This is a genomic window from Mesorhizobium sp. M0437, assembly GCF_040321335.1.
Lineage (GTDB): Bacteria > Pseudomonadota > Alphaproteobacteria > Rhizobiales > Rhizobiaceae > Mesorhizobium.
Genome location: NZ_JAMYRK010000003.1, coordinates 13,853 through 39,483, shown reverse-complemented (window position 1 = coordinate 39,483; position 25,631 = coordinate 13,853). Strand labels below are relative to the sequence as shown.

Annotated in this window: 35 protein-coding genes and 1 pseudogene; 20 read left to right on the top strand and 16 right to left on the bottom strand. The window is 62.3% G+C overall.

The annotated features are described in order from the left end of the window. Positions 1-5: 5 nt before the first annotated feature. From NKI72_RS02840 to NKI72_RS02830, 3 genes and pseudogenes are all read left to right on the top strand, one after another. Positions 6-995, top strand: a complete 990-nt coding sequence (locus tag NKI72_RS02840) for a GNAT family N-acetyltransferase (protein WP_352502175.1) — start codon at positions 6-8, stop codon at positions 993-995. Next, a pseudogene (locus NKI72_RS02835) lies at positions 992-1,789 on the top strand (class I SAM-dependent methyltransferase); the annotation flags it as partial. The gene NKI72_RS02840 and the pseudogene NKI72_RS02835, both read left to right, overlap by 4 nt. A gap of 192 nt (positions 1,790-1,981) precedes the next feature. After that, a complete protein-coding gene (locus tag NKI72_RS02830) occupies positions 1,982-2,200 on the top strand; it encodes a hypothetical protein (protein ID WP_352502220.1) in 219 nt (72 codons plus the stop codon). A gap of 188 nt (positions 2,201-2,388) precedes the next feature. Here the strand turns inward: NKI72_RS02830 and NKI72_RS02825 are convergent, their stop codons facing one another. Together NKI72_RS02825 and NKI72_RS02820 are read right to left on the bottom strand one after the other, a co-directional pair. After that, positions 2,389-2,517, bottom strand: coding sequence for a hypothetical protein (locus NKI72_RS02825; protein ID WP_352502174.1), 129 nt, complete (start codon positions 2,515-2,517; stop codon positions 2,389-2,391). Between the two features lie 50 nt (positions 2,518-2,567). Next, positions 2,568-3,131 (bottom strand): sigma-70 family RNA polymerase sigma factor, encoded by a 564-nt coding sequence (locus NKI72_RS02820; RefSeq protein WP_352488584.1) that lies wholly within the window; start codon positions 3,129-3,131, stop codon positions 2,568-2,570. 316 nt (positions 3,132-3,447) lie between these two features. On the opposite strand from NKI72_RS02820, the gene NKI72_RS02815 reads away from it, so the two are divergent. The 3 genes from NKI72_RS02815 (at position 3,448) to NKI72_RS02805 (ending at position 4,486) form a co-directional block, all read left to right on the top strand. Beyond that, positions 3,448-3,651, top strand: coding sequence for a hypothetical protein (locus tag NKI72_RS02815; RefSeq protein WP_292657608.1), 204 nt, complete (start codon positions 3,448-3,450; stop codon positions 3,649-3,651). A gap of 118 nt (positions 3,652-3,769) precedes the next feature. Further along, a complete protein-coding gene (locus NKI72_RS02810) occupies positions 3,770-4,117 on the top strand; it encodes a DUF982 domain-containing protein (protein ID WP_352849888.1) in 348 nt (115 codons plus the stop codon). A gap of 69 nt (positions 4,118-4,186) precedes the next feature. Continuing rightward, positions 4,187-4,486 carry a DUF982 domain-containing protein gene (locus NKI72_RS02805; RefSeq protein ID WP_352502171.1) on the top strand — a complete coding sequence of 100 codons (300 nt, stop codon included), beginning with the start codon at positions 4,187-4,189 and terminating at the stop codon, positions 4,484-4,486. 41 nt (positions 4,487-4,527) lie between these two features. Here the strand turns inward: NKI72_RS02805 and NKI72_RS02800 are convergent, their stop codons facing one another. From NKI72_RS02800 to NKI72_RS02785, 4 genes are all read right to left on the bottom strand, one after another. Continuing rightward, positions 4,528-5,025 carry a hypothetical protein gene (locus NKI72_RS02800; RefSeq protein WP_352472867.1) on the bottom strand — a complete coding sequence of 166 codons (498 nt, stop codon included), beginning with the start codon at positions 5,023-5,025 and terminating at the stop codon, positions 4,528-4,530. An 84-nt stretch (positions 5,026-5,109) separates the two neighbouring features. Next, positions 5,110-5,742, bottom strand: a complete 633-nt coding sequence (locus NKI72_RS02795; protein WP_352502170.1) for a LysE family translocator — start codon at positions 5,740-5,742, stop codon at positions 5,110-5,112. Between the two features lie 4 nt (positions 5,743-5,746). Next, complete coding sequence (locus NKI72_RS02790) at positions 5,747-5,905, bottom strand: hypothetical protein (protein ID WP_352472865.1); 159 nt, start codon at positions 5,903-5,905, stop codon at positions 5,747-5,749. Positions 5,906-6,023: 118 nt separating this feature from the next. Beyond that, positions 6,024-6,854, bottom strand: coding sequence for an SIR2 family NAD-dependent protein deacylase (locus NKI72_RS02785; protein ID WP_352472864.1), 831 nt, complete (start codon positions 6,852-6,854; stop codon positions 6,024-6,026). A 310-nt stretch (positions 6,855-7,164) separates the two neighbouring features. Between NKI72_RS02785 and NKI72_RS02780 the strand changes: the two genes are divergently transcribed. From NKI72_RS02780 to NKI72_RS02730, 11 genes are all read left to right on the top strand, one after another. Beyond that, on the top strand, positions 7,165-7,830 hold the full coding sequence (locus NKI72_RS02780; RefSeq protein ID WP_352502169.1) for a GlcG/HbpS family heme-binding protein: 666 nt from the start codon (positions 7,165-7,167) through the stop codon (positions 7,828-7,830). A 59-nt stretch (positions 7,831-7,889) separates the two neighbouring features. Next, positions 7,890-9,692, top strand: a complete 1,803-nt coding sequence (locus NKI72_RS02775; protein WP_352502168.1) for a methanol/ethanol family PQQ-dependent dehydrogenase — start codon at positions 7,890-7,892, stop codon at positions 9,690-9,692. Further along, a complete protein-coding gene (locus tag NKI72_RS02770) occupies positions 9,673-10,536 on the top strand; it encodes a substrate-binding domain-containing protein (RefSeq protein WP_352502167.1) in 864 nt (287 codons plus the stop codon). The genes NKI72_RS02775 and NKI72_RS02770 overlap by 20 nt, the downstream gene beginning before the upstream one ends. Position 10,537: 1 nt before the next feature. Further along, entirely contained in the window at positions 10,538-11,071 is a 534-nt protein-coding gene (locus NKI72_RS02765; protein WP_352830893.1) for a c-type cytochrome, read from the top strand. A 38-nt stretch (positions 11,072-11,109) separates the two neighbouring features. After that, entirely contained in the window at positions 11,110-12,084 is a 975-nt protein-coding gene (coxB, locus tag NKI72_RS02760) for a cytochrome c oxidase subunit II (RefSeq protein ID WP_352849917.1), read from the top strand. Next, positions 12,081-14,057, top strand: coding sequence for a cytochrome c oxidase subunit I (gene ctaD, locus NKI72_RS02755; protein WP_352849887.1), 1,977 nt, complete (start codon positions 12,081-12,083; stop codon positions 14,055-14,057). The genes coxB and ctaD overlap by 4 nt, the downstream gene beginning before the upstream one ends. Beyond that, positions 14,054-14,659 carry a cytochrome c oxidase subunit 3 gene (locus NKI72_RS02750; RefSeq protein ID WP_352472857.1) on the top strand — a complete coding sequence of 202 codons (606 nt, stop codon included), beginning with the start codon at positions 14,054-14,056 and terminating at the stop codon, positions 14,657-14,659. The genes ctaD and NKI72_RS02750 overlap by 4 nt, the downstream gene beginning before the upstream one ends. Before the next feature lies 1 nt (position 14,660). Further along, entirely contained in the window at positions 14,661-15,002 is a 342-nt protein-coding gene (locus NKI72_RS02745) for a hypothetical protein (RefSeq protein ID WP_352472927.1), read from the top strand. Continuing rightward, positions 14,999-15,883: a cytochrome c oxidase assembly protein gene (locus NKI72_RS02740; RefSeq protein WP_352830899.1), complete on the top strand. Its 885-nt coding sequence runs from the start codon at positions 14,999-15,001 to the stop codon at positions 15,881-15,883. The genes NKI72_RS02745 and NKI72_RS02740 overlap by 4 nt, the downstream gene beginning before the upstream one ends. Next, a complete protein-coding gene (locus NKI72_RS02735) occupies positions 15,864-16,277 on the top strand; it encodes a c-type cytochrome (protein WP_352472855.1) in 414 nt (137 codons plus the stop codon). Before NKI72_RS02740 ends, NKI72_RS02735 begins: the two co-directional genes overlap by 20 nt. 526 nt (positions 16,278-16,803) lie before the next feature. Beyond that, the gene (locus tag NKI72_RS02730; RefSeq protein ID WP_352472854.1) at positions 16,804-17,325 is read left to right on the top strand and encodes a ferritin-like domain-containing protein; all 522 of its coding nucleotides are present in this window, start codon (positions 16,804-16,806) and stop codon (positions 17,323-17,325) included. A gap of 297 nt (positions 17,326-17,622) precedes the next feature. On the opposite strand, the gene NKI72_RS02725 is transcribed toward NKI72_RS02730, so the two are convergent. From NKI72_RS02725 to NKI72_RS02685, 9 genes are all read right to left on the bottom strand, one after another. Next, positions 17,623-18,552 carry a hypothetical protein gene (locus tag NKI72_RS02725; protein ID WP_352502162.1) on the bottom strand — a complete coding sequence of 310 codons (930 nt, stop codon included), beginning with the start codon at positions 18,550-18,552 and terminating at the stop codon, positions 17,623-17,625. Further along, positions 18,549-18,944, bottom strand: coding sequence for a phage holin family protein (locus NKI72_RS02720; protein WP_352502161.1), 396 nt, complete (start codon positions 18,942-18,944; stop codon positions 18,549-18,551). The genes NKI72_RS02725 and NKI72_RS02720 overlap by 4 nt, the downstream gene beginning before the upstream one ends. Continuing rightward, a complete protein-coding gene (locus tag NKI72_RS02715) occupies positions 18,941-19,669 on the bottom strand; it encodes a hypothetical protein (protein ID WP_352502160.1) in 729 nt (242 codons plus the stop codon). The genes NKI72_RS02720 and NKI72_RS02715 overlap by 4 nt, the downstream gene beginning before the upstream one ends. Positions 19,670-19,938: 269 nt before the next feature. Then, positions 19,939-20,412, bottom strand: coding sequence for a DUF2269 family protein (locus NKI72_RS02710; protein ID WP_352473424.1), 474 nt, complete (start codon positions 20,410-20,412; stop codon positions 19,939-19,941). Further along, on the bottom strand, positions 20,412-21,698 hold the full coding sequence (locus tag NKI72_RS02705) for an SDR family oxidoreductase (protein ID WP_352502159.1): 1,287 nt from the start codon (positions 21,696-21,698) through the stop codon (positions 20,412-20,414). The genes NKI72_RS02710 and NKI72_RS02705 overlap by 1 nt, the downstream gene beginning before the upstream one ends. A 34-nt stretch (positions 21,699-21,732) precedes the next feature. Then, on the bottom strand, positions 21,733-22,071 hold the full coding sequence (locus NKI72_RS02700) for a hypothetical protein (protein WP_352830903.1): 339 nt from the start codon (positions 22,069-22,071) through the stop codon (positions 21,733-21,735). After that, positions 22,071-22,433, bottom strand: coding sequence for a hypothetical protein (locus NKI72_RS02695; RefSeq protein WP_352502157.1), 363 nt, complete (start codon positions 22,431-22,433; stop codon positions 22,071-22,073). Before NKI72_RS02695 ends, NKI72_RS02700 begins: the two co-directional genes overlap by 1 nt. After that, positions 22,433-23,653: an NRAMP family divalent metal transporter gene (locus NKI72_RS02690; protein ID WP_352502156.1), complete on the bottom strand. Its 1,221-nt coding sequence runs from the start codon at positions 23,651-23,653 to the stop codon at positions 22,433-22,435. The genes NKI72_RS02695 and NKI72_RS02690 overlap by 1 nt, the downstream gene beginning before the upstream one ends. Further along, complete coding sequence (locus NKI72_RS02685) at positions 23,650-24,270, bottom strand: hypothetical protein (protein WP_352502155.1); 621 nt, start codon at positions 24,268-24,270, stop codon at positions 23,650-23,652. Before NKI72_RS02685 ends, NKI72_RS02690 begins: the two co-directional genes overlap by 4 nt. Here NKI72_RS02685 and NKI72_RS02680 point away from each other — a divergent pair. From NKI72_RS02680 to NKI72_RS02670, 3 genes are read left to right on the top strand one after another with little or no spacing between them, the layout of a single operon-like run. Next, the gene (locus NKI72_RS02680; protein ID WP_352502154.1) at positions 24,269-24,484 is read left to right on the top strand and encodes a DUF2934 domain-containing protein; all 216 of its coding nucleotides are present in this window, start codon (positions 24,269-24,271) and stop codon (positions 24,482-24,484) included. The genes NKI72_RS02685 and NKI72_RS02680 overlap by 2 nt on opposite strands. A gap of 5 nt (positions 24,485-24,489) precedes the next feature. Continuing rightward, positions 24,490-24,618: a hypothetical protein gene (locus tag NKI72_RS02675; RefSeq protein WP_280952094.1), complete on the top strand. Its 129-nt coding sequence runs from the start codon at positions 24,490-24,492 to the stop codon at positions 24,616-24,618. 8 nt (positions 24,619-24,626) lie between these two features. Continuing rightward, complete coding sequence (locus tag NKI72_RS02670) at positions 24,627-24,815, top strand: hypothetical protein (protein WP_352502153.1); 189 nt, start codon at positions 24,627-24,629, stop codon at positions 24,813-24,815. Here the strand turns inward: NKI72_RS02670 and NKI72_RS02665 are convergent. Further along, complete coding sequence (locus NKI72_RS02665; RefSeq protein WP_352502152.1) at positions 24,801-25,562, bottom strand: GntR family transcriptional regulator; 762 nt, start codon at positions 25,560-25,562, stop codon at positions 24,801-24,803. The genes NKI72_RS02670 and NKI72_RS02665 overlap by 15 nt on opposite strands. Positions 25,563-25,631: the final 69 nt, after the last annotated feature.

Genomic DNA, 25,631 nt, shown 5'->3' with positions numbered 1-25,631 from the left:
AGGACATGCTCCGCAGTCAGATCATCGACGATCCGGCGGACCTCGAAGCCCTCGAGCCGCACTGGTGGGAACTCTGGTCGCGCAGTCCCTCGGCGACGCCGTTCCAGTCTCCCGCATGGTTGCTGCCATGGTGGCGGACATTTGCTCCCGGCGAGCTAGCGACGGTCGCCGTCTGGCGTGGCGACGATCTGGTCGGCCTGGCGCCACTCTATCTGGAACGCCACGACGCCGCCGCGCGATTGCTTCCGCTCGGCATTTCGTTGAGCGACTATCTGGATGTCCTTTGTCTTCCCGAGATGGCCGAACCGGTCGGCGCAGTCATCGGTGGCGCCGTTCTTTCCGTCGGCTGGTCACAGTGGATCTTGCAGGACCTGCCTCCCGGCGGCGCCGGCCTTGCCATCAGGCATGCCGCGCTCGAATCGTGCCAAGCCGTCGGTCATGCCGCTTGCCCGGTGCTCGCCCTCGCCGGCGACCAGACGCTTCAAGGCTGCGTTCCGGCACGGCGGAGGCGCCAATTGCGGCGCGCCCACAGGGCCGCGTCGAGACGCGGCAGTGTCTCCATCGAACCCGCTTTGTCCGATCCGCAGACATTCCTCGACCACCTGATCCGCCTTCATCGCGCGCGCTGGGCCGGACACGGCGACGGCGTTCTGTCCGATTCCCGCGTTGAAGCATTCCACCGTCAGGCGCTGCCGCAGCTGGTCGCACAGGTGCTTGCCCGATGCTGGCTCATCACGATCGGTAACGCGATCGTGGGCGCCTATTACGGGTTCCATCATCGTGGCCGCGCTTGCGCTTATTTCGGTGGCTTCGATCCGGCCTATGCCGAGGAAAGTCCGGGCGCGCTGCTCATCGGCCAGGCGATAAGGCAGGCGATCTGCGAAGGCGCGGAAGAGTTCGATTTTCTGCGCGGACAAGAGGCCTACAAGTACAGCTGGGGCGCCGTCGACCGGTGGACGATGCGCAAGATCTGGACGCGGAGCAAAGGGCGATGAGCGCGACCCAGCCAGAATCTCGGCGGTCGATATCAGCAAGGCGGGTGCTGGAGGATTGCATGGCAGACGGTGCCGGCGTCGAAGCCGTCATCGCCAGGCTGGCTCTCCGTTTCGAGACAGGAATCGATGCTGCAGAATTGGCGAAGATTGCGCAAAACACGCACTCGGCTGACCCGCGAAACACGGCAAAACTGCAACGGATTGCCGACCTGCTTCGGCGCAGGCCCGAGATCTTCGCCACGCTGCGCAAAACAGGTGGTGCCGTTCGGCACGAGCGTGGCGAGGACGAGACCGACGATGCGGTCGTCAAGCGGCTGGCGGCCGGGTTTGACGCGGCGGCGGCGATCTCCCCGGCGGCGAGCGTCCAGCTGTCGTCGTTGGGCGATGAGGAAAACCTCTCTGCCGCTACGGCTGAGATCGTCGCATGGCTGGAGAGGCGAGGCTTTACCGGCACCGGCCGCGACATACTGGACATCGGCTGTGGTATCGGTCGCTTCGAACGCGCGCTCTCCGCTCTGTCGCACCGGCTCGTCGGCGTCGATATATCCCCAGCGATGATCTCGATCGCCCGCCGGCGATGCGCCGGGCTCGGCAATGTGGAATTCCGCCCTGCGCGCGGTTTCGATCTTGCCGATTTTTGCGATGCCAGCTTCGACCGCGTGCTGGCCGTCGACAGCTTTCCCTATCTGGTGCTGGCCGGCCTTGCGGAGCGACATTTCGTGGAAATCGCGCGCGTGCTGAAGAGGCCGGGCATGGCCGCGCTTTTGAATTATTCATATCGCGGATCGCCGGCGCTGGATCGCGCCGATGTCCAAAACTTCGCCAACGCAAATGGCATGCAAGTCCTTGTCGACGGCGAAAAGCCGTTCCGGCACTGGGACGGCGATGCCTTCCTGCTTACGATTTCCGGCGGAACATTGCGGCCCAACGCTGGTTCGGATGCCGAACGGGAAAAGCCGCTATTCGACGGTATGAAGGAGGACAAGATGGCGTCCGGCAGCAAGAAGCACATCGGTCGCGGCAGTCACGGCAAAGGCGCTGGCGCTGGCGCGATGACCGATCTTTCCAAGGACAAGATCGGAGAGAACGCCGTTCTGTCCAACAGAGACAAGAAGCAGCACACCAAGGAGCGTGGGCTCGACGGCAATCGGGTCAAGTCCGAGCAGTACCAGGATCATTCGGCGGATCGGCGGCCTGAAGACTGATCGTTGCGGCGGCATATGGCTTGCAGCCGGCGAGCAATTGAAACGCAGCGAGAGGCCAACCGCTGACGAAGCTGTGCAAGGACCGAAGCCGGTCGCATGGATGGCCTGCAAATTCTTGCAAACTCGCACTGTTGCCACCAGAGTGAGGTGAAGGGACCAACATTTGCCAAGAGAACGCGATGTCTCGCTCAAGGGAAGATTCTGTCAGCACGCGTGCCGATCTGACGATAGACCGGGAAATCGCTTCCTTGCTTGCGGCCATCGAACAGGAAAGGGTTCCTGACCGGCTGACCAAACTTGCGATCGAGTTGCAGCATGCGCTTGTCGAAAGGCGCTTGCGCGAGACCAGCAACTAACGTCACGTGTATTAGCGGCGCCTCTCGGCTTCGAAGTCCAGTTGTCCTTCGGACAGATAGCTGCGCCTTTCCATCAGGGTTTGCGAGGAACTTTCGCCAAGGTATTCCAGCACGCCGGCGCGTGCCCTGTTGAGCCGGCTCTTCACGGTTCCCACCGCGCAACCGCATATTTCGGCCGTTTCCTCATAGCTGACGCCCAGAACGCCTATCAACATCAGAACCTCGCGCTGATGCTCAGGAAGGCTCTGGATGGCCTGGTGGACCTCCTTGCCCTGTACGGACCATTCCTGCGTCGCTTCCGAGATCGGCCGCAGCGAAGCGCAGTCGAGCAGGCCGGGCGCTTCCCTCACCGCGGCCCTGACACGCGTGTAGTAGGTGTTGCGCATGATCGTGAAGAGCCATGACTTCATGCGCGTTCCAGCTTCGAACTTGTCAATGTTAGCCAAGCCCTTGGTCAGCGTCTCCTGGACCAGGTCGTCGGCATCATCGGGGGTGCGGCAGAAGGTGCGGGCGAAAGCCCTCAAAGCGGGTATGAGGTCGACGATGGAAACTTCTTCGGTTTCGCGAGTCGCCAAGGCGTAGGCTGTAGGTGGCAATGGTCCAGCTCCCGTCCAGAATGAGTTCGTGAGCGCAGACCAGTTAAATGCATTGGGCGAAAGATCGTTCCGGTTGGCGAAAGCACCCGGCTCCAGACACCGGAGAGGACTTGGCTGAGCAATCCCGGCGACGGCGATATTTTTGACGGAACAACCATCGGGATCGCGGAGTTCAAAATCAAGGTCGTCCGACAAATTCGCGCGCCGACATTTGGCGCGTCGAAATGCGATCTCGCAGCGAGCCTTGGCTGCGACCTCAAGGGCGGCCCGCAACCTCAAGAAACAGGAGGAGTCCATGACAGGAAACAAGCACGCCAAAGGCAAAACGCCGGCCGATAGCGATCTTGCCAACGATCCCGGCATCGGCAGTTCCAGGGGCACGATCAAGGAGGGCGACCGGCTCGATCAGGGCAACAATACGTTCGAAGGCGATGTCGAGAACGACACCACGCCGCAAGGCGGTATCAATCCCCGGCAAAAGATGCGGACCAACAAGTGACCGGCTGCGCACGATCGAACAAACCTGCTGCAACCCGTGCAGCAATCCCGCGTTAAAGAGCATGAGCCTCGTGTGCGCCCCGGACGTTGATGCGACGGGCTCTTTCGCGGAGACACAGATGACAAAAAAATCGTTTGGCCGTCCCGTTCCAATTCTCGTCGGCCTTGGTTTCCCTCGCCATGTCGAGAATATCTGGCAGGCCTATGACGTCTTAAACGAATGGCCGAGCCGCGGTCCGGCGCACAAGGCGGCGTTCGACGCCTGTCGCGCCGGGCTGGCTGACGAGGTCGACGTCGAGACGGTGCGCGCGGCGTTCGATACGTTCGCCCGCAAGGCGGGCATTCTGGCCTACGATATCGCAGCCGAAATACCAGCACGCCCCACAACAGCTGCGAAGGGCCACGACGTCTGGCCGAAATGCCCATCGGACGGCCGTGTAGACCCTGAAGACGCCCAGCTTGCTTGAAGCGGCCACCTTGCTTGAAGCGGCCACCTTGCTTGAAGCGGCCACCTTGCTTGAACCGGGAGGAATACGGTGCTGAGAACAGAGTTCGATACCCCTGTTTGCATCTATTTCGGCAAGCCTGGGCGATCGCGATTGGTCAGTTCCGTTTTCGAAGCAGTACATTGCCTGAAAAGCGAGAAATGGCCGGCGCGCAATGCTCCGCTGGCGCTGGCGGCCGCTGATGTATTGAATCGCGCCCGGACCGGTGAAATTACGTCCGGCAAAGCGCGGCAAGCATTTGTCGACGCCGCTTGGGAGGCGAACATTCTTGTCGAAGGCGAGCCGCATGACGCGCGTGGCCTGACAGCCTTCATGTCGGACAGCGGGTGAACCGGCACGCTGTTTTCCCGCAGTTCCGTCCAAAGCTTGGTTTATCGCGAATGATTGGCGTTCTCGGCCTTTTTCTCGCGCTGCTGCCTGAGGACCTCGTCGGTTCCGACCAGCTTCTTCGATCCGCCGGGAATCGCGGTGGACACAACAGCCGGTGGGTCGCTTGCCGGGAAAGAATCCTCCAGACCCGCCTGCAACTGGTCTTCCAGCGTTTGCGGCTCTTCAGACCGGCCGGGGGTCCTTCGGGTATCTACGTTCTCCAGTGGCTGCTTCATGTCCGGTGAAGACTTTACCTCTCGAATCCAGCCGTAGAGCTGTTCGATGGCAAATTCCTTCATCGTGTCGAAATCGGCTTTTTCGTCACGCGATGCCTCGATTTGGTCGACCATCGTCTTCTCGAACCGGTCGAGATTATCGTTTCCGCAGGCCCGGCAGAGACGCACCAGCGCCTCGCGCAGTATGAGTGGCGCAAAGTGCGCCGTCGCCTCAAGCCTGAGCTGCTGCAAACGCTCCGGGGTAGCGGCTTGGAACTTCGACATGTTCGACCTCTCGCCTTGTGGAGCAGGTCAACGAAAATTGTCGGCGGATGTTCCATCGGCGGTGGCCGGTGCATCGCTTGGTCCTCAGCGGTGCGCGCCACCGACTGCCATGCGGATACCGAGACAGACGACGAAGCAGCCTGCCACGCGCTGCTGCCAGAGCCTTACCTTCGGGCGTTTCATGACCCAGGTCCCGAGCGTGCCGGATGCGAGTGCATATGTGCCCAGCACCAACACACCGGTCATTTTCTGGGTGCCACCGAGCAGCAGCAATTGCAGCGTGACCGATCCGCGGGAGGGATCGACCAACTGTGGAAGGAAAGCTAGCATGAAGGTTATCGGCCAGGGATTTATCAGATTGGCGATCATTCCTTCGCGTGCGGCCACAAGCGCCCCGACACTGCGGGGCTCCTCGACGGCGACGCCGGCCGACGGCAGCAGCACCAGACGCGATCCAAGCCAAACCAGATAGGCTGCGCCCATCCATCGAAGCATGGCAAAGGCAAACGGCGATGCCTGGAGCAGCGACGATATGCCGAGGGCAAGCAGCGGCAGCTGGACCATACCGGCGCCGAGGGTCATTCCCAGGACGGTGAACAGGGCAACATCACGGCCCTGCCCGATGCCGCGCGCAATCACCAGCAGACTGTCGGGCCCCGGCGGCATCTGCATCAGGATGACCGTTCCGACAAAAGCCGTCCACGAAGCGGGATCCACGTCGCTACTTCGCCCCGGTTTCGCAAGATGCCTTTGCGCCGTCCTTCAACTGGCCGGCATCTCGCATCATCTTGAGCGCTTCGTCCCTCGTCAGGCCGCACTTGCGGGCAAAAAAATCGATCTCATAGGCCAACTCGGCCGACAGGTCGTGTTTGGCATACATTCTTCGCTTGTGTTTGCGTGCGCCCACCAAGGCTCGGTCCCGGCTATGTTAGTCCTCCCGAACTCACATCGGATCAGCCGGTTCCCACTGCCTGACCAATTCGTTTCCGCAGGTTTTCTCACGCGCCGTCCGGCCGGCCGACCCTGTCCTTGAGTTCGTTCAGGAATGCGAGCAGCGCGTCTTCAGGATCGTCGGCCTCTTCGGTCAGCATATCGATGCCCCAGCGGCCGAGAACAGCCTCCTGGACGATGCTCGGCTGCGACATGAAGATGAAGGATTTCGGACGGTTCTTCTCGTAACCGGACCTGCGCCAGGTCTGCCAAAGCCGATGCAGCAGCAGACGGATGTTCATGTCGGACATGCTGTAGCCGATGAACAGGATGGTGCGCCCTAGCGCGTCGGCTCGAAATTTCACATCGAGCGGCGAATCGAACGACAGCCGTTCAAAATAGTCGGTCTCCGCCAGGACCAACGATTTATCGTCGTCGAAATCGCCGTGGAACTTGATGATCTGCGTCACCTCGCCGGTGGCCTTTGGCAAGTCCTTCGCATTGGCGACTTTGACAAAGGGGCGGCTATGGATCTCGAAGGCCACCTCGAGGTTGCGATCATAATTGGTGGTGTAGATGATCGGAAAATCGAGCGATACGATCAGCTTGTGGATTGCCGATCGCTGCACTTCTTCCCGCGAGACGCTCCATTCGCGATCCATCCAACTGCGCAAATGGCTGAGGCTCCCCTGCTTCAGCCGGTAATATTCTGCAATGGCCTGATAGCTGGCCTCTGGTGCGCCTATCATGTCCTCGTGAAGGCCGAGCTCGTTTTGCATGTGCTCGATGAGCTTTTGCCAAGACGGCAAGCCGACGCTCATCGACACCCCGGCTCCAACGAACAGGATCGCTCGTCGCTCTTTCACCGATTGGGCCAGTTGCTCGACTGCAGACAGCATTCGACACAACTGCAATAGATACCGCTCCGTTCCAGCCGAGCCCGGACCACCGGGAGAATAACTCCGATTTCGGATTGAATGCCTCCCGAGCGCCCGCCGCCGAGTTTAGCTCACCCCATCCGATATTTATTTCATTCCATTTGGCACTTCTGCGCCTGTCACGCGTTGGGAGTGTTCAACAAACACGGCGCAGCTGATGGATCGCAATCGGATTGACTCAGTAGCATTATGTCTGTTCCTGCTTACGATCTGCGCCGTCCAGCAAAAAGCTTGGGCTCAAGCACCTTGCCCGGCCGACCACGACAAATTGTTGGCCGCTCTCAAGGCCAACGTCAAAGCAAGCGGCGGCCCGGGCAATGGCGGCTTCGATACTCATGAATGGGCCGCAGTCGTGGCTCGCGACGGAACGGTCTGCGCCGTCGCGTTCAGCGGGCCTACCGCCGACGCCCAGTGGCCCGGCAGCCGGCTGATCGCCGCCGAAAAAGCCAATACCGCCAACGGGCTCAGCCTCGCCCAGATGGCGTTGTCCACCGCGAACCTCTATGCGCCGGTGCAGCCCGGCGGTCCTCTATACGGCCTGCAGGCCACCAATCCGGTCAATCCAGCGGTAGCCTATGCCGGCGATCCTTCGACATTTGGAAGCTCCAGCGATCCGTTGCTGGGAAAGCCCATCGGCGGTGTCGTCGCATTTGGCGGCGGCCTGGCTCTTTACGACGCCAAGGGGATGGTCGGGGCGCTTGGCATAAGCGGCGATTCCTCTTGTGCCGACCACAATGTCGCCTGGCGCGTGCGCGCCGCGCTGGGGCTGGACAAGGTGCCGGCCGGCATCAACCCAGACCGCAAGGACGCCATCATTTACGACCTCGATCCCGGCGGCAAGAGCGCCTCCGGCTGGGGGCATCCATTGTGTGCCGGAAGTGAGGCGGACGTGGCGGCGGAGCTCGGCGCCGGCGTGGGCGGGTCAATACACAAATGAAGAAAGTGCGACAGGTGGCCGTGCAAACCAGTGTGTCAGCCAACGGGGGAAAAAGGTCTATGACTGCGATGCTGGGATGGACGCTGCTGGCGGGCTTCGCGCTGATTACCGCGGCGGTTGCTCAGTCAACGTCAAGCCCTGCGATAAATCCGCCGGCCGCAGCCGCTCCGCCCGACGACGGCCAGTGGGCGATGCCGGCAAAGAACTACGCCTCGACCCGCTACAGCGATCTCGCGGAAATCACCGAAGACAACGTCAAGACCCTGCAGGTGGCCTTCACCTTCTCGACCGGCGTCAACAAGGGCCAGGAGGCTGCGCCCCTGGTGGTCGGCAACACGATGTACATAGTGACGCCGTTTCCCAACATCCTCTATGCGCTTGACCTTACCAAGCCCGGCGCGCCGATGAAGTGGAAGTTCGAGCCCAATCCCGAGCCTGCCGCCCAGGGCGTTGCCTGTTGCGACGTGGTGAACCGCGGTGCGGCCTTCTTCAACGGGCGCATCTATTTCAACACGCTCGACGGCCACACCATCGCCGTGGATGCGGCCACCGGCAAACCGGTCTGGAACACCCATATCGGCAACATCAATGTCGGCGAGACCATCACGATGGCGCCGCTGGTGGTAAAGGGGAAGGTGCTGGTCGGCAATTCCGGCGGCGAAATGGGCGTACGCGGCTGGATCAAGGCGCTCGACGCCGGCGACGGCCACGTCGTCTGGACGGCCTACAACACCGGCCCGGACACCGAGGTGCTGATCGGCCCGGATTTCAAGCCGCATTACGACATGGACAAGGGCAAGGATCTCGGCGTGACGTCGTGGCCGCCCGACGCCTGGAAGATCGGCGGCGGCAATGTGTGGGGCTGGATCTCCTATGACCCGGACCTCAACCTGATCTTCCATGGCACCGGAAATCCCGGTCCGTGGAATCCGGATCTGCGGCCTGGCGACAACAAATGGACCGCCGGCATCTTTGCCCGCGATCCCGACACCGGCGCAGCCAAATGGTTCTATCAATGGACCCCGCACGATCTGCACGACTACGACGGCATCAACGAACAGGTGCTGCTCGACATGACCTGGCAGGGCAAGCCCCGCAAGGTGCTGGTGCGGCCGGAACGCAACGGCTACGTCTATCTGTTGGATCGCACCACGGGCGAGGTCCTGTCGGCAGTGCCGTTCGGGCCGGTCAATTCCAGCAAGGGCGTCGACCTCAAGACCGGCCGGCTGATTGTAAATCCGGACAAAAAAACCGGCACCGGCAAGGTCGTGCGCGACATCTGCCCGACCGCGTCCGGCCTCAAGGACTGGCAGCCTTCGGCTTTCTCGCCGAAGACCGGCCTGCTCTACATTCCGCACAACAACATGTGCATGGACGAAGAAGGCGTCGAGGTAAATTACATCGCTGGCACGCCCTATGTCGGCATGAACGTGCGCATGATTCCCGGTCCGGGCGGCAATCGTGGTGCATTCACGGCCTGGGATGTCGCCGCCGCCAAGCCGGCGTGGAGCCTGAAGGAGAACTTTCCGGTGTGGAGCGGCGCCGTCGCCACCGCCGGCAACGTCGTGTTCTACGGCACTATGGAAGGCTGGTTCAAGGCGATCAGTGCCAGGACCGGCGAACTGCTTTGGCAGTTCAAGACGTCGTCCGGCATCATCGGCCAGCCGATCACCTATCGCGGCCCGGACGGGCACCAATATGTCGCGATTCTTTCGGGCGTCGGTGGCTGGGCCGGCGCGATCGTATCCGGCGATCTCGACCCGCGCGACGCCACCGCCGCGCTCGGCTTCGTCAACGTCATGAAAGATCTGAAGGATGTAACCACGCCGGGAGGTACGCTGTATGTGTTCCGGCTGCCTTGAGACGATCGGCCGAGTTGCGCGGCCACGGAGAACGCGTTCGCGGCGGTTAGCCGTCGCGGTTGGCGCACTGGCGCTCTCGCTTGTCGCCACCCTTGCCGATGCGCGCGAGCTGAGGATCTGCGCCGATCCCAACAACATGCCGTTCTCCAATGCCGCCAGGGAAGGCTTTGAAAACAAGATTGCCGAACTCGTCGCCGGGGAGCTTGGTGCGACGGTGTCCTACACGTGGTGGGCACAGCGGCGCGGCTTCGTCCGCAACACGCTGAAAGCCGGCTTGTGCGATCTGGTGCCCGGCGCGCCCGTCAATCTCGAGATGCTGCGCATGACCGCGCCCTACTACCGGTCTTCCTATGTGTTCGTGACACGCAAGGATGTGCCAGAAATCACGTCCTTCAACGATCCTCGCCTGCGCGATCTGCACATTGGCGTCCAACTGATCGGCGACGACGGCGCCAACTCGCCGCCCGTCCAGGCGCTTGGCCGCCGCGGCATCGTCGGCCATCTCATCGGTTTCCCCGTCTATGGCGACTATTCGGCGCCGAACCCGCCAGCGCGCATTATTGAGGCGGTCGCGAATGGCGACATCGACATGGCCGTCGTCTGGGGACCGTTGGCCGGCTACTTCGCATCCAAGCAGAAGGTGGCGCTGCGGATCACGCCGGTTTCGCCGCGCGTGGACGGCCCGCAACTGCCGATGATCTACGACATCTCGATGGGCGTGCGCCGTGGCGACGATACGCTGCGCGACGAGGTGAACGCCGCCCTGACCAGACACCGCGACGAGATCGACGCGATCCTGGCGGCCTACCAGGTGCCCCGCCTCGATCCTGTCGGAGCGCCTTGAAATGAAGCGCGGTCTTCCCTTGCTGGTGTTCGCGATCCTCGCGGTTTCCGGGTGCCAGCGTGAGGAACGCGACACGCGTCCACAGTCGGCGCTCGGCTCGGGCGACCAACCGTCAGCCGTGACGGCCCTCGAGCCGGGCGGCCAACGGCCGGCCTCGTCCGATACCAAGGCCGGCGTGTTCGAGGCCAACGCCTTCCACCTCAGCGAGGGCAAGCGTCTGTTCAACTGGTTCAACTGTTCCGGTTGCCATGCCAATGGCGGTGGCGGCATGGGCCCGGCCCTTATGGACAAGAAGTGGCTCTATGGCAGCTCGATCGAAAGCATCCACGCCACGATCAGGGACGGTCGGCCAAACGGCATGCCGAGCTTCCGCGACAAGATCCCGGACGACCAGATCTGGGAGCTTGCCGCCTTCGTCCGCGCGTTGAGCGGCAACGCGCCAAAATCCGCTGCGCCGAGCCGCGACGACGACATGATGCCCCATCCATCCGAAAATCGCCTGCCGGATGCCGCGACTCTGGGGAAGTCGCCGTGAACCGCCTTGTTTGCAGGGTGTGCTGCGGCGCAGCCTTCATGCTGCTCCTTGCAGGATGCAGCGGCTGGCAATCGGCGCTCGACCCAAAAGGCCCGGCCGCGGGTGAGCTTGCGTGGCTGATCTGGTTCTTCACCGCGCTGTGCACGGTGGTCTGGCTTCTAGTGCTGGCTGTGCTGATCATGCCATTGGCCCGGCGCGCGGCGCCGCTCGGCGATCCACTTGTACTCGAAGCTGCCGCCGAGCGCAGCAAGATGCGAATTGTCGTCGCCGCACTCGCCGCTACCGCCCTGATCCTGGTAGGCCTGACCCTGCTGAGCTACTTCGCCAACCGGACGCTCGCTGCTATCGGCTCGGATGCGGCGCTGACGATCCGGGTGACCGGGCATCAATGGTGGTGGGAGGTGCGCTACGAAAATGATCAGCCGAACCGCATCCTGACGACCGCCAATGAAATCCACATCCCGGCGGGCGAGCCGGTGCGGCTTGTAGTGACCTCGACCGACGTCATCCATTCCTTCTGGGTGCCGAACCTCTCGGGCAAGCTGGACCTCATTCCAGGCCACGAGAACGTTCTCGATCTGAAGGCTGACAAGCCCGGCGTCTATCGCGGCCAGTGCGCCGAGTTCTGCGGCGCGCAGCATGCCAATATGAGCACCTTCATCATCGCCGAACCTCGGCCCGTCTTCGATGCCTGGCTGAACGATCAGCTGCGGCCGGCGGCCGCCCCCGTGTCGGCCGAGGCCAAAACCGGCCACGACCTGTTCCTCAAACGGCCCTGCGTGATGTGCCACAAGATCGGCGGCACCATCGCCGGCGGTACGGTCGCTCCCGACCTTACACATATCGCAAGCCGGCGGACGCTCGCTGCCGGAACGCTGGCGATGAGCCGGGGCAATCTCGCTGCCTGGATAGCCGATCCGCAAGGGATCAAGCCAGGTGCCCACATGCCCGTGGTGGGACTGAACGGGGACGAGCTGAATGCAATCGTAGCCTATCTCGAGGGCTTGAAATGAGTAGCGCCGACCTGGCCCATGGGCGTGACCTCGCCCAGCAACGCGCCGCAGCACAAAAGGGTGACCTAGCTCCCGAGCGCGACGGTCCTCGCGACACCGGCCTCGACGACTCCAGCCTTGACGGCTGGTTGGCGCGGACATGGCAGACGGCGCCAGGCATCATCGGTGCGCTCTCGAGCGTCGACCACAAAATTGTCGCGCGGCGCTACCTGATCACCGCTTTCGTCTTCCTGTGCCTCGGTGGCCTCAGCGCCGTTGCCATGCGCATCCAACTGTCGGGGCCGGAGCGTGGGCTGATCGGGCCCGACCGCTACAACCAGCTGTTCACCATGCATGGCGTGACCATGATGTTCCTGTTTGCAGTGCCGATCGTTCAGGCGACCGGCATCTACCTCGTGCCACTGATGGTCGGCACCCGCAACATCGCCTTTCCGCGCCTCAATGCATTCAGCTTCTGGATTTATCTCTCCGGTGGCCTCTTCGCTTGGGTGTCGTTTGCACTCGACATGGCGCCCGACGTCGGCTGGTTCTCCTACGTGCCGCTGTCCGGTCCTGAATTTGGGCCAGGCAAGCGTTCCGACGTGTGGGCGCAGATGATCACTTACACCGAAGTGTCATCGCTGGCGGTCGCGGTCGCCACCATCGTAACCGTGCTGAAGCAGCGTGCGCCGGGCATGTCGCTCGATAAGATTCCGCTCTACGTCTGGGCGATGCTGGTCACCTCTTTCGTAATCGTGTTCGCCATGCCGGCGGTCATGATCACGTCGACGTTCCTGATCCTCGACCGGCTGGTCGGCACCCATATCTTCAATCCCGCCGAGGGCGGCGACGTTTTGCTGTTCCAGCACCTGTTCTGGTTCTTCGGCCACCCCGAAGTCTACATCATATTCCTGCCGGCTACCGGCGTGGTGTCCTCGATCATCGCCGCTTTCGCCCGGCGTCCGGTATTCGGCTATCTGGGCATGGTACTGGCCTTGATCGCGGTCGGCTTTCTGTCGTTCGGCCTGTGGGTTCACCACATGTTCGCAACCGGTCTGCCCAAGCTCGGCGCGAGCTTCTTCACCGCCTCGAGCATGCTGATCGCCATCCCGAACGGGCTGCAGATCTTCTGCTGGCTGGCGACATTGTGGGACGGACGCCCTGTAATCCGGACGCCGCTGCTGTTTGTGTTCGGCTTCTTCTTCACGTTCGTCGCGGGCGGCCTGACTGGGGTGATGCTGGCGTCGGTGCCATTGGACCTGCAAGTGCACGACACCTATTTCGTGGTCGCGCATTTCCATTACGTGCTGATCGGCGGGTCGGTGTTCCCGCTGCTCGGCGCGACCTATTTCTGGTTCCCCAAGATCACCGGCCGGATGATGAGCGAACGTCTCGGACGCTGGCACTTCTGGCTTGCCTTCCTAGGCTTCAATGCGGCGTTCTTTCCGATGCACATTGTCGGCCTGTGGGGTATGCCGCGGCGGGTCTACACCTATCCGGTGGAACTCGGCTGGGGCAACATCAACCTGTTCATCACAGCCGGCGCGGTCATCCTGTTCCTAAGCTTCGTTCTGTTCACTATAAACCTGGTGTACAGCGCCTCGAGGGGCGCCCCGGCGGGGGACAATCCCTGGAATGCTGGCACGCTGGAATGGGCGACGAACTCTCCACCGCCGAGCTATAATTTCGCTCGGATCCCGGTGGTTACCCACGCCGAGCCGCTCTGGGCCGAACGTGACACGCTGCCTGTCGCGACCGGGCTTCGCGTCGACGCGCGCGAACTTGTCATATCGACCGTGGCAGAGGCGCATCCAGATGTGCGCGAGAAGTCGGCGACACCGTCGATCTGGCCATTGTTCGCCGCGCTCGCCGTCGGCGCCACCTTTCTCTATTCGATCTTCAGCCCGTGGGCGGTGGTCTGGGGAGCCGGGCCGATTGCCATCACTCTGATCGGCTGGTTCTGGCCGAAAGGCGACCCGGAGGATGAGGAATGAAACAGCGCCCTACCGCCGATCTTTCCCAACTCCCGACCTTCGGGCTCGGACCACGCAGCCCGACCTGGTGGGGCACTCTCGCCTTCATGGCGCTGGAGGGCACTGGGTTCGCGCTCGCCGCAGGCGCCTATCTTTATCTTGCCTATCTGTCGCCCGAATGGCCGCTGGGCGTGCCGCCGCCCAACCATTGGCCAGGCACCATCGTCACGCTGTTGCTGCTCGCCAGCGTGGTGCCCAACCACATACTGAACCGCTATGCCGAAGCCTGTGCCATGGTGCCCGTGCGCATCGGCCTGATCGTCATGTCGCTGCTCGGTATCGCACCGCTTGTCGTGCGGTGGTTCGAGTTTCCGGCCCTCAACATCTATTGGGATACCAATGCGTACGGCTCAATGCTGTGGGTCCTGCTCGGCCTCCACACAACGCATCTGATTACCGACGTCGGCGATACGCTGGTGCTGACGGTCCTGATGTTCACGCGCCATGGCTATAACGGCCGGCGTTTCGGGGACGTTGGCGACAACGTCTTCTACTGGGATTTCGTGGTCGCGACTTGGATCCCGATCTATCTGTTGATCTACTGGATGCCGAGGCTTGACTGAGATGCGTGCGCTTCGCTTGGGCACATCATGGGGCGGGCTGTTGTCCGGGCCTTTGGCCTGGGCGGTGTCGACGCAGCTGAACTATGCGTTCGTGGAGTGGCAGTGCGCCCACGGCGTTCCCCTCATACTGGTCATTGCGCTGGTGCTGACAGTGCTGGCCTTGCTCGGCGGCGTGCTTTCGTGGCGGGCGCGCCAGCAAGGTGGCGCCGCCTTTAAACCGGATCGTACGCGCGGCACCGAGGATTTCGTCGCCAATATCGGCATTCTCAGCGCGGTGCTGTTTGCGCTGGTAATTGTCATGCAAGGCGCCGCCTCGCTCATTCTTGACGGCTGCCTGCGATGAGCTTCGACGCGCTCTTCTCTACCACGATCTGCTACGGTGCCGGCGCCGCGCAGGCCGGCTGGACGCTGGCGTTGCCGATCACGCTGCCGCTAACCTTGGTCGCACTGCTTTACGCGGCAGGCGCCTTTCGGCTGTGGCGGCGGAGTGCCCGCAGCCGCCCGTTGCGGTTGCGGCAAGCCCTGCTGTTTGCAACCGGCTGGGCCATTTTGGCGGCAGCACTGGTCAGCCCGCTCCACGCATTCGGTGAGCGGGTCTTCACCGCCCACATGATCGAGCACGAACTGTTGATGGCGGTGGCGGCACCCCTGCTGGTCGCCTCCCGGCCGGCGGCGGCGATGATGTGGGCATTGCCGATCAAGCTGCGGCTGGCATTTGGCCCAGCCGGGCACGCGAAGATGCTGCAGGCGGTTTGGGCCACCATCAGCCGCCCTGTAACGGCCACCGTCCTGCACGGCGTCGCCATATGGGCATGGCATATTCCGGCGCTGTTCGAGGCGGCGCTTGCACAGGGTGTCCTTCATTACGCGCAACATGCCAGCTTCTTCGGTTCCGGCCTGCTGTTCTGGTGGGTGATGCTGCCGCGTTCAGGCCGCGAACAAGCCTGTGGCAGCGCAGTCATGCACCTCTTCTTCACGTCGCTGCACACTGGCCTGCTCGGAGTGCTGCTCCTGGTCTCGCCAAGGCTGTGGTATCCGGAAAATGGCGCAGGCGCAGACCTATGGAATCTTAGCCCGCTCGAGGACCAGCAACTCGCCGGTCTGGTCATGTGGGTTCCGGCCGGCCTGATCTATGGCGGCGCGGCGTTGCTGCTGGCCGGCCTGTGGATCCGCTCGAGCAGCCGAAAGGACCGGGAGGCGTCGCATGCGCTTCACGCTGTCTAAAGCCGTAATCGGCGCTGCGGTTATTGTCGTGCTCGTTGCAGCCCTGGCCGGGATTTTGTTGTACTTCGAGCAAAGCCGTCGGGTCGAGCAGAAGGCCGACAATGCGACCGGCGGCGTCGGCGCCCGCGCCATTCCGATCATGATGGCCAATGGCTGCGCCGGTTGCCACACCATCACCGGTGTTCCCGGCGCGCAAGGGTTAGTCGGTCCACGCCTCGACGCAAGCCTGGCCACCCGGGTCTATGTCGGCGGCGTCTTGCGCAATAGGCCGGAGAACCTGATCCGCTGGATCCGTGCGGCAAGGGAGATCAATCCGCATACGGCAATGCCTTCGACCAGAATTTCCGATCAGGAGGCGCGGGACGTCGCTGCCTACCTCTATTCGCTGAAATGACATCGTTGCTCGCCTAGTCGAGATCAAACACTGCCGGCAGTCTACCGATGCCGGTTTGCCGGACCGGCAATCGTCACCGCCTTCGGCTCGATGCCTTGCTTGCCGACGAACCTTTCGGAACCGGCCCGCATCGGCGAGGCTGCCCGCGGTCGCGTCGCACATCGCGGCCGACGCGAGCGCCCGCTATGGCCCGGGCAATCTGCTGGTGCGGATTGTTTCGCGGGCATCTCGGATATGAGCTTCTTTGGCGAGGGGGCCGAGTCCGGTCCGACGTCGTCGTCCGCAACACGCCGATGTGGGCAACATTCCTACCCTCAATATGGTGGGGAACGAGACTACCATACGCCGTGCGACCGTTTGCACATCGGCTATGCTTTCGACGTACTGTCGCAGGTTGTGAGAGCTGTTTATGCTGCACTTCTTGAAGAGCAGGGTTAGGTGTAAAAGCTCGACAGTCAACACCTCGCCAGGAACAAATCGGCATAGCCACGGTTTGGTTCTACACGTCAAACCGCGAGGAAATCCTATGGATACTGATGTCAATTCCGAAACCCGCTCGATCTTCATTGTCGGGCTGCGCAACGCCCACGCCATGGAGAACCAGGCACTGTCGATCATGAAACCTCAGGTCAAGCGGATCGAGAACTATCCGCAGGTCGCCGACCGCCTGCAGCAGCATATCACGGAGACCGAAGGGCAGATGGCCCGCCTGGAATCCATTCTGGATGGCCTCGGTGAGGACCATTCCACATTGAAGGACACGGCCATGTCGATGGTCGGCAGCATGGCCGCGATGGGACATTCCGTAGCCGGCGACGAAATCCTCAAGAACAGCTTCGCCAACTTTGCATTCGAAAATTACGAGATCGCCGCTTACAACTCGTTGCTCGTACTCGCCGAGGCCGGAGGGTTTAGTCAGGCAACCAATTCCCTTCAGCAGAATCTCAGCGAAGAAGAGAAAATGGCCGACTGGTTGAGGCAGAACCTGCGCGGTGTCACCTTGCAATACGCCAGGCTGCGTGAGGCGGGAGAGACCGCCAAGAGTTAGGCCGCCCGGCGGGCCGAGAGGAATTCCTAGCAACCACCCCTGTCGAATTGACGGGGTGGTTGTTTTTTTTCAGAATGGACAGTGCTGCTGAGGCCCGTTGGCCAGACACGCTTCATGCAGCCCGACGAACCGAACGGATTCAGAGCGAAGAATCGGAACGGACCGGAGCGCCTCGGCTAATGACTTGAGCGCCGCGATCATATTTGTCTGCGGAAGGTTGCGGACTCCTAGCCGACTTCGATGTGCCAACCGCGAGGCGGCCCGTGGTCGGAATCGCCACGAACGACCGCAGCGCTATCACGTTGTTTCGGGAGAATCGTTCGAACTAGGAACCTCGTCGGTCTCCGGCAAACGATCGCGAATCGCTTCCTCAGTTTTGCTTGCCGTCTTTTTCACGACTTTCTTGACGCGGTCGACCAAGGTCTCGGCGTCGCTGCTGGAACCCTGTCGGTCAGCCTCTTCCTTTACAGTCTCATATGCTTCGGCGGCGACCTGCTTGGCTTGTTCCACGCCTTCTTCAAAGAGCTCCTCGGCACTGTCACGAAGCTTGTCGCGGTAGGGGCCGAGTTGTTCGTCTTCCGCGGCGGTGTGAGGCAGCATCACGCCGATGGCGGTGCCCACGGCAAGGCCCACCGCGGCCATTGCCAGAGGTTCGCGCTGGAACAGGTCCCGCGTCGACTGCCGCACCCGCCCCGCCATATCGTTGGCGCTCGAGCCGAACTGCCCGGCCGTGCTTCTTAATCTTTCTTTGGCGCCGCTCGCAACGTCTGCGACAGCCTCAGTCCCACCGCCTGCCACGGAAGCAACCGAACGAGCGGCATCGGAGAGCATGGAGCCGGCGGAATCTTCGCTCTCGGCACCGTACTCATCGCCGCTTGAGTCCTGCCAGGCCCCGCCCAAGCTCCGCTGGTCAGAGAAGGTTCGGCTGCCGTCAGGTTCCCTGCTGGTCGAATAGGCACCAAGTGCTGAACTGTCTACCGACGTGCCCTTGCCAAGCATCAGCCAGGCCAGGCCCGCGCCGACCAATGTAAGCGGCAACGGATTGTCCCTGACCTGAGTCTTAAGATTGCTGAGCATGGCGGATCCCTCGCCGCTGAACATCCCGGTGAATTCGTCGATCAGTTGGCCCGGTGTCATCTTGCTGCGGATCGAGTCTGCGGTATCTGCCACTCTGGCGCGAGCAATATCAGCATCGCGTTCCAACTCGGCTGCGGATTTGTCGGTCATCTTATCTGTTCCTTGATCACGCGTGCGTCGCGTTTAAGTTGGTCTTGTGTCCGGTCGGGGGTCAACTCTGAGGGAGCCATGCTTGCCTTGCCGGAGCGCAAGAGTATGACGCCCAGTACTGCCACCACGACGCCGACGAGCAGCGAGGACCATCCGGCTCCCAGCCCGGCGCTCGCCAAGGCAATCACCAGCGCCTGCAAAAGCACTATCAGGGCGGCGAGCAGGCAAATGGCGCCTCCCATTACCTCCACGGCGCCGGCGCCGGCCTTGCTTACCTTTTCCGACATTTCAGCCCGCAACAGCCTGCTTTCGGTTTGAAGCAGTGTTGTGACCTGCTGTGCCAGATCGCTGACAAGGGTTGTCAGGCTGCGAGTGTCCTGATTGTCAGTCATGGGTTTTGCTCCAGGCTTGCATTGGCCCAGTCATCGCCGGACTGATCGGATACTAGCGGGGCCGGCTCCACTGCCTCTGCCGATCGCCCTCCGAACTCATTCGAGCTAGGACCGGTCTCGGGCGCCCGGCCTGCTCCCGACCGGCGCGGTGCTCCGGCTTGGGCAGAGGGCGGCGAGCTCTTGATGAACCGCCCCAGCGCCAGGCCTGCCAATACCGAACCGGCGATCAGCGCCCCCGAGTTTTCGCGGCCGAACGACTGAATTTCGCCAAGCACCTCGTCGAACGGTTTATCCTTCAGGGACGAGGAAAGCCGCTCGAGCCCGCCTGCGGCGTCAAGGGCGAATTTCGAAGCGGTCCGTTGATCACTATTGGCAAGATGCTCGCTTGCCGCGCGCAATGCGCCGCTGAAGGCCTTCAGATTGGCGCTCACGTCGCGCTGCGTTCCCTCCGCCTTGTTGAACAATGCTTGCTTTGCTTCCGATGCGGAGTCTCCGGCTTTCCTGGTGATCTCGTCACGCGCATCGTGGAGCGCTTCCGTCGCGGTCTGCTTTTCTCGCTGTAGTCTTTCCGAAAGCTCGCTTCTGGCTGTCTCGAAATCGGCCGTCTGACGGCCCTGATCGTCCTGGTCCTGCATGGTGTCTCCTAGTGGAATCCGAGGAAGGAGAGGATCGCAAGCACGACGACGACGAGGCCGATGAGATAAATAACGCTGTTCATGGCGCAATCTCCTCCACTGCGCACCGAACTTGCCTGTGCTTCCCGTGTTCCCCTCAGGCGTCATCTTTTTTGGTAAGCGAAGCCTAACCAGCCTCAAGACGGGATGTTGTCCTGTGCCGATGGCGGTGAGCGCGCGGTTGGAAATGATACGAGACCGGACTCCGGTGCGACTTACAGGTCGAGGCGCAGGTCCGCTCCGGCACATGGCGCTGCATGGGCCGGAATCTTTCCGTAGTGCTTTGACTGGGCATTATCGCAGTGGGACCTGCCTGCGACCTACCACTCGATCGCAGGCCGCGCGATCATCAGCCAGAAAATCCCGAGTACGGCAGCGAAGGCGGGGAAGCCGAAGGCGAACCACAGCCAGAAGAGCCGATGATAGCGCGGCGGCAACGGCGCGCCTGCAGCGGCGGCTTGCGATGCCAGCTTGCGCATCTCCATTTGCATCCAGACGACCGGGAGCCAGAACATTCCGGTGAAGATATAGAGCGCGATCGAAAGTACGATCCAGCCCTCCGACAGCGAGTAGCCGGCCTGCCAGGCGAGCGCGGCTCCGGTCAAAGGTTGCGCGACCACGGCCGTCGCGGTGAAAAGGAAGTCGGCGACGACGACGACACGCGCCACCGCCGCAACCGTCGCGGCATTGCCGGTCCTGTGGGCGAGCAACATGAAGAAAGCGATACCGGCGCCGGTACCAAGCAGCACGGATGCGCCGATGACATGCAGAAATTTCAGCAGGAAATAGAGCATCAACGCTCCTCCAGCACTGCCAAGGCCACAAAGTGCAGCACCAGGATCGGCAACACCTTGAGGAACGGCCCAAGCGGGTCGTTCCACAGCTCGGGGCTCAGAAAGCTTCCGACGACCAGGTAGAAGAGCGAGAGCGCGATGCCGCCATAGAGGCCTTTTCGCGCCGCCGGCCGCCAGGCTAGGAGCGCGCCGACGGCGATGTCGGCAAGAGCACCGGCTATCACGATCGGCGCCGACAAGATGCCCGCCCCAGTGCCTTGCATCAGATCGACGCCGCTGCCGTAGCCGGTGGTCAGCGACACAATTCCCGTCACGATCCACAAGAAGGGCAGGACGACGAAGATCGCAGGCTTGATGAAATACAGCCGGGCAAACCATTTTTCCTGCACCGTTGCCGGATTGAGCGCGAGGAAGCCCGCCAGGGTTTGCGGGCGTATGCCGGTCGTGGCGGTCCAGTCCGAGGGATCTCCAACCGCTCCTCGGGCAATCTCTCTGGCCGCGTTGGTGCGCATCGGTGGACGCCAGCCGAACATCGCGGCAAGGTCGCCGAGGCGGTAGAGAAGCCTTGCAACAGCCGCCGGCAAGACAAACCTGGCTGCAGGAGCCCAGCCGAGCCATCGGCGATAGCTGCCGACGACCTCGTCCGTGCTCAGCTGTTCGGGACCGACAAGTTCCAGCACGATGCGAGACGGACTGGCGGGATCGAGAAGGAAGACGACGGTTGAGACCACGTCGTCGAGCTGCACCACTTGGAGCCGGCCGGTGCCGGGCATGGACGGCAGCACCGGCAGCGAGGCGAGACCCCTAAACAATGCGCTGGCCCCAAACACCGGCCGGCCGAGCACCACGGACGGGCGCAGGATCACCCAATCCAGATCAAGCGCCATAAGCGCTTGGTCGCCAGCCAGCTTCGTCGCCGAGAATGCCGAAGGCTGCGCCCGATCGACGCCGATTGCCGAGAAGTGGATCACCCGGGCAACCCCTGCCCGCGCACAGGCGAGGAAGAGTGCTGCCGCCGCCTCGCGATGGACTTCGCGCGTCTTTTCACGAGGGCTATCCTGCAGAACGCCGGCACAATTGACGACGGCGTCTATGCCCCTGAGATGCGGTAGCCAGTCTTCGGGCTGCAGCGCCACCGCCATGTCCAGCACCAGCAATTGATAATTGCCGGTCCGGTTTGCGCCGGGGCTGCGGACCAATCCGATCACCTCATGTCCTTCGGAAAGAAGGCGTGCCACGACGGAGGCACCGATTAGGCCGGTGGCGCCGGTAACCAGGACTTTCACTGGACCCCATTCTCCGACGGCGGGAAAGTATCGTTCATTCCGGTTTATCGCCCTCGATACTCCCCTTCATACCGGAAAGTTCTTCCGTCGTGCATAACAACCGCGGCCGCGCCGGATCGGAGATGTCGAGCTTGTCCCAAGCGATGCGGTACATGCTTTCGCGACTGCGCAGTCGAAAGACATTGAGGACCGCAATGCCGATGGCCGAAGCGGACAGACGCTCGAAGGCCGCGTAGATGCCGACATGGTACTCGGCAATCACCAGGTCGTCGCCATCCGATTCTGCGCGTATCTCCTCGATATGACCGATGCTTTTGCCGCGCTGCGAAAGCACATTCCTGCCAGCCAATTGCTCGAGATTGATAGTAGCCATCATCCAGCTCCCGGGATACGCCCAATGACACGGTCGCGCAGCCAGTCCTGCCAGTCGAAAATCGCCGTTTCGCGGACGTCGATATCGAACTCGATGTCGACGCCGATGTCGCGCAGCTTGTTCCAGGCGATGCGGTGCGGCTCGGCATGGCGCTTGCCGCCGAGCCTTGCCGCAAGCCGCGCCATCCAGCGCCCGGGCCGCTGGCCAAGCCGGCGCGCCAGCGTGATCGAGCCGAGCTCGACCGCAATGATTTTTGCCGGCTTGCCTGGCCTGAGTTCGGCCACCAGCCCGTCAACCTTGCCGATCTTGACCTGCTCGCGGTCGACCACTTGCTTGTCCAGGATGTCGCGCAGCAAATCCATCACGTGCCTCCGAATATCTGCAAAGGAATGGTCACGATCGCGAGCACGAAACCGAGCGCGATGATGAAGATGACCGCGGCATTCGCTATCATGCCATTGCGGTGCTCGCCGACATAACGCTCGTCGTTCAGCAGGAAGAGGAACGGCACCACGGTTAGCGGCAGGCTGGCGGCCGTCAGCGCCATGGAGAAGATGGTGAGCTTCAGCGGATCGAGACCCAGTGCGATCGGAATGGCGGCGAGAAACAGCGAGACCGTATACACGGCGCTGAAGCCCGGGTCGTCGCGCGGTTTCAGGTTCTCGCCCCAGGTCCAGCCGAAACCCTGCGCCACAAGGTAGGCTTGCTGCAGGCCGATTTCGAGCGCGGCGCCGAAACAGGCAATGCCTAGTGACGCAACGAACAGGACAAATCCCCAGAAACCGAAGATCTGGATCAGCATCAGCGGCAGTTGGTGGTAGTCGTCGACCTGCACTATGCCGTGTGCTGCCAGAACGAGCGCCGCCACAATCAGCACACCCATAGCGATTGTGCCGCCAAAACTCATGCCCAGGCCGGCAATCGCCCGATTGGCTCCGAGATAGCTCTTGTCCCACTCGTCCTCGATCGCTCCCGACGAATAGAACATGAACAGATAGGGCGAGATCGACGCACCAAGAATGCTGACCGCCATGAACCAGTAGTTGGCCGCGTCGTGATCCGGCAGTGTTGGCACGGCCCCGGCCGCGACCTGCCCCCAATCGGGCTTCAGCATGACGGCGCCAACCACGAAGCACAGCGTGACCAGCCCGAGGATCGCGACGCCTTTTTCGATGAGTCCGAACGTGCCTTTCCAAAGGAACAGCCATGCCAGAAAAGCGACCGGCAGCGCCCACCACTGAAAGCCGATGCCGGTGGCGAGCTCGAGCGCAATGGCAACACCGCCGATTTCGGCTGCCATGACCAGGAAGTTAACCAGCAAAGTGGCGAGCAACGGCCACAGAAAGGCGTTGAAGCCAAACCGTTCCCGGATCCCGTCGGCGATGGTGTGATGACTAACTGCGGCGAAGCGTCCGGCCATTTCGACCAGGAAGATGATGCAGATCGTGCCCAGGACGACGGCCCATATCAGCTGAAACCTGAACGCCGCGCCGGCCTGGGCGGCGGTCGCCATTGATCCGACCTCAAGAAAGCCGCCAACGCTGGTGACGACGCCGAGCGATATTTCGAGCAGCTTCTTCATGATTTCGGCGCGAAATATTTCGCGTAGGACGTGCTCAGGTCGGCGGCGGCGGCCCGCAGATCCTGCTGCGCGTGTTCCACTTCCGAGCGGTTGCCGTTCTGCACGGCCGTCGCCGCGCGAATTACCGCTGCCGAAAGCCGTCCAACCGCCATCTTCAGACCGGCTTGGCCGCTGGACTCAGGCGACTTGCCGGACTGGATTTGCGCACCGGCATCGGCGAGCGCCTTGCCGGCCGATTGCAAAGTGCGCGACGTGTATTCCGACGGGGCTTCCCCAGCGATCCAGCTCTCCAGGACCAGCGATGCGGTCTGTGTGGCGGAAGCCGCGGTTTTCGACTGCTGCTCGACCTGGCCGGAAGGCGAGCATGCCGTCACTACAAATATTATCAGCAGCAAGCGCAGGCGGTCTGGTCGAGAACCGACGGCTGTAACGGCATTTACAATACGTGCTTGTAGCGTTGCTGCCACACGATTGTTCTCCCCGGCACCAGGCGACTTCGGCGCGAAGTTTGATCTAGAGCGCTGGGTGATCAGGTCAACTGAACCGCGATGAACGGCGCTGGCACCGCGGAACAAACCAGCGATCGCCGGATTAGGGGATGAGGAGGCAAAGGCCATGGACAGGGAAGAGCGTATCAGGCAGCGAGCCCATGAGATCTGGGAGCGCGAAGGCCGTCCGCAAGGACGCGAGCGCGAGCATTGGGCTCAGGCCGTGCAGGAGATCGAAGCTGAGGGTTCCGAGGCCGAACGCGGCCCGGTCGTGCCCGATCCAACGGTCGAGGCCGGCTCCGATCCGGAGGCACGCGGCAGCAAGCGGCGGCGAGGGACATGAGGCCGATGCCTCGTTTCGTCGCCTGGATCGTGGTCGTACTGGTCGTGCTGTTCGCCGCCTGGCTGATGATCGGGCGCGACAGAACCGGCGGCGGAGGTCAGCCCACGCCGCACGCAATTGATCAAAATGGATAGGAACCGACATGACGGGAACCGATACTCATCCTGAACAAGACCCGGCGGAAGGATCGCGATCGATAGTGGAAAAGCAGCTCCGCAAGGAGCAAGGCGGTGAGGGTCAAAATCGCAAAGCCGAGCCAGCTTGCGACAAATCCGGCAGCAAGACCAAGACACCTTCGGAAGCGCGCAAGAAAGGCTCAGGCTTGGATTGAGCCGGCCGAAAGCGGGCTCACACTGCCGTTTGCCTCGAAATAATAGGGATAGCGCTCCTGGACGATTTCGAGCACCTCGAAGATGCGGCGAAGATGCGTTCGCATCGCCTCTTCCGCCGCAAACGCGTCGGCCTGCTCAAGCGCATCGACAATCCGCCGATGCTGGCCGAGGACTACCGACACGCTGTCGAGGCGCGGAAAAGACAGGAAGCGGAAGCGGTCCATGTGCAGCTTCGCCGCGCTGATGTCGGCCCAGATTCCGGGAAACCCGGCATGACTCGCGATGTGCTGGTGGAACAGCTCGTCCGACTTGAAGAAGCGCCTGTCGTCCGCGATGGAGGCGAACGTCTCCTGGACGGCCAGTTCGCCTTTGAGCACGGCAAGCAGGTCGGCACGGCGCGGGCTCTCGACCGCGCGCTTGATCAGGCCGACTTCGAGCGCTTCGCGCAGAAACTGCGATTTCTCGAGATCGGCAATCCGGAGCGGCGCCACCATGCTGCCGCGCTGCGGATAAATGTCGATCAAGCCAAGACCGGCCAACCGGGCGAGGGCCTCCCTGACCGGCGTGCGGCTCACGCCGAGGGCTTCCGACATCGCCTTTTCAGAAATCAACTCGTGCGGCTTCAGACGGAAGGTCAGGATCTGGTCGAGCAAAACCTCGAACGTCCTAGCCGCGACTGAAGCGCCGGGGGTGGTTTCGTCGAGCCGCCCCTCGGTGATGGTCCGCGTTCCCAAAAGCCGTGCCATCGGCGACCCCTTATAGGCTCTGCAGCTTCAAGCCGTTCATGAAATGCCTGCGCAAGCAGCAGCGCCGAC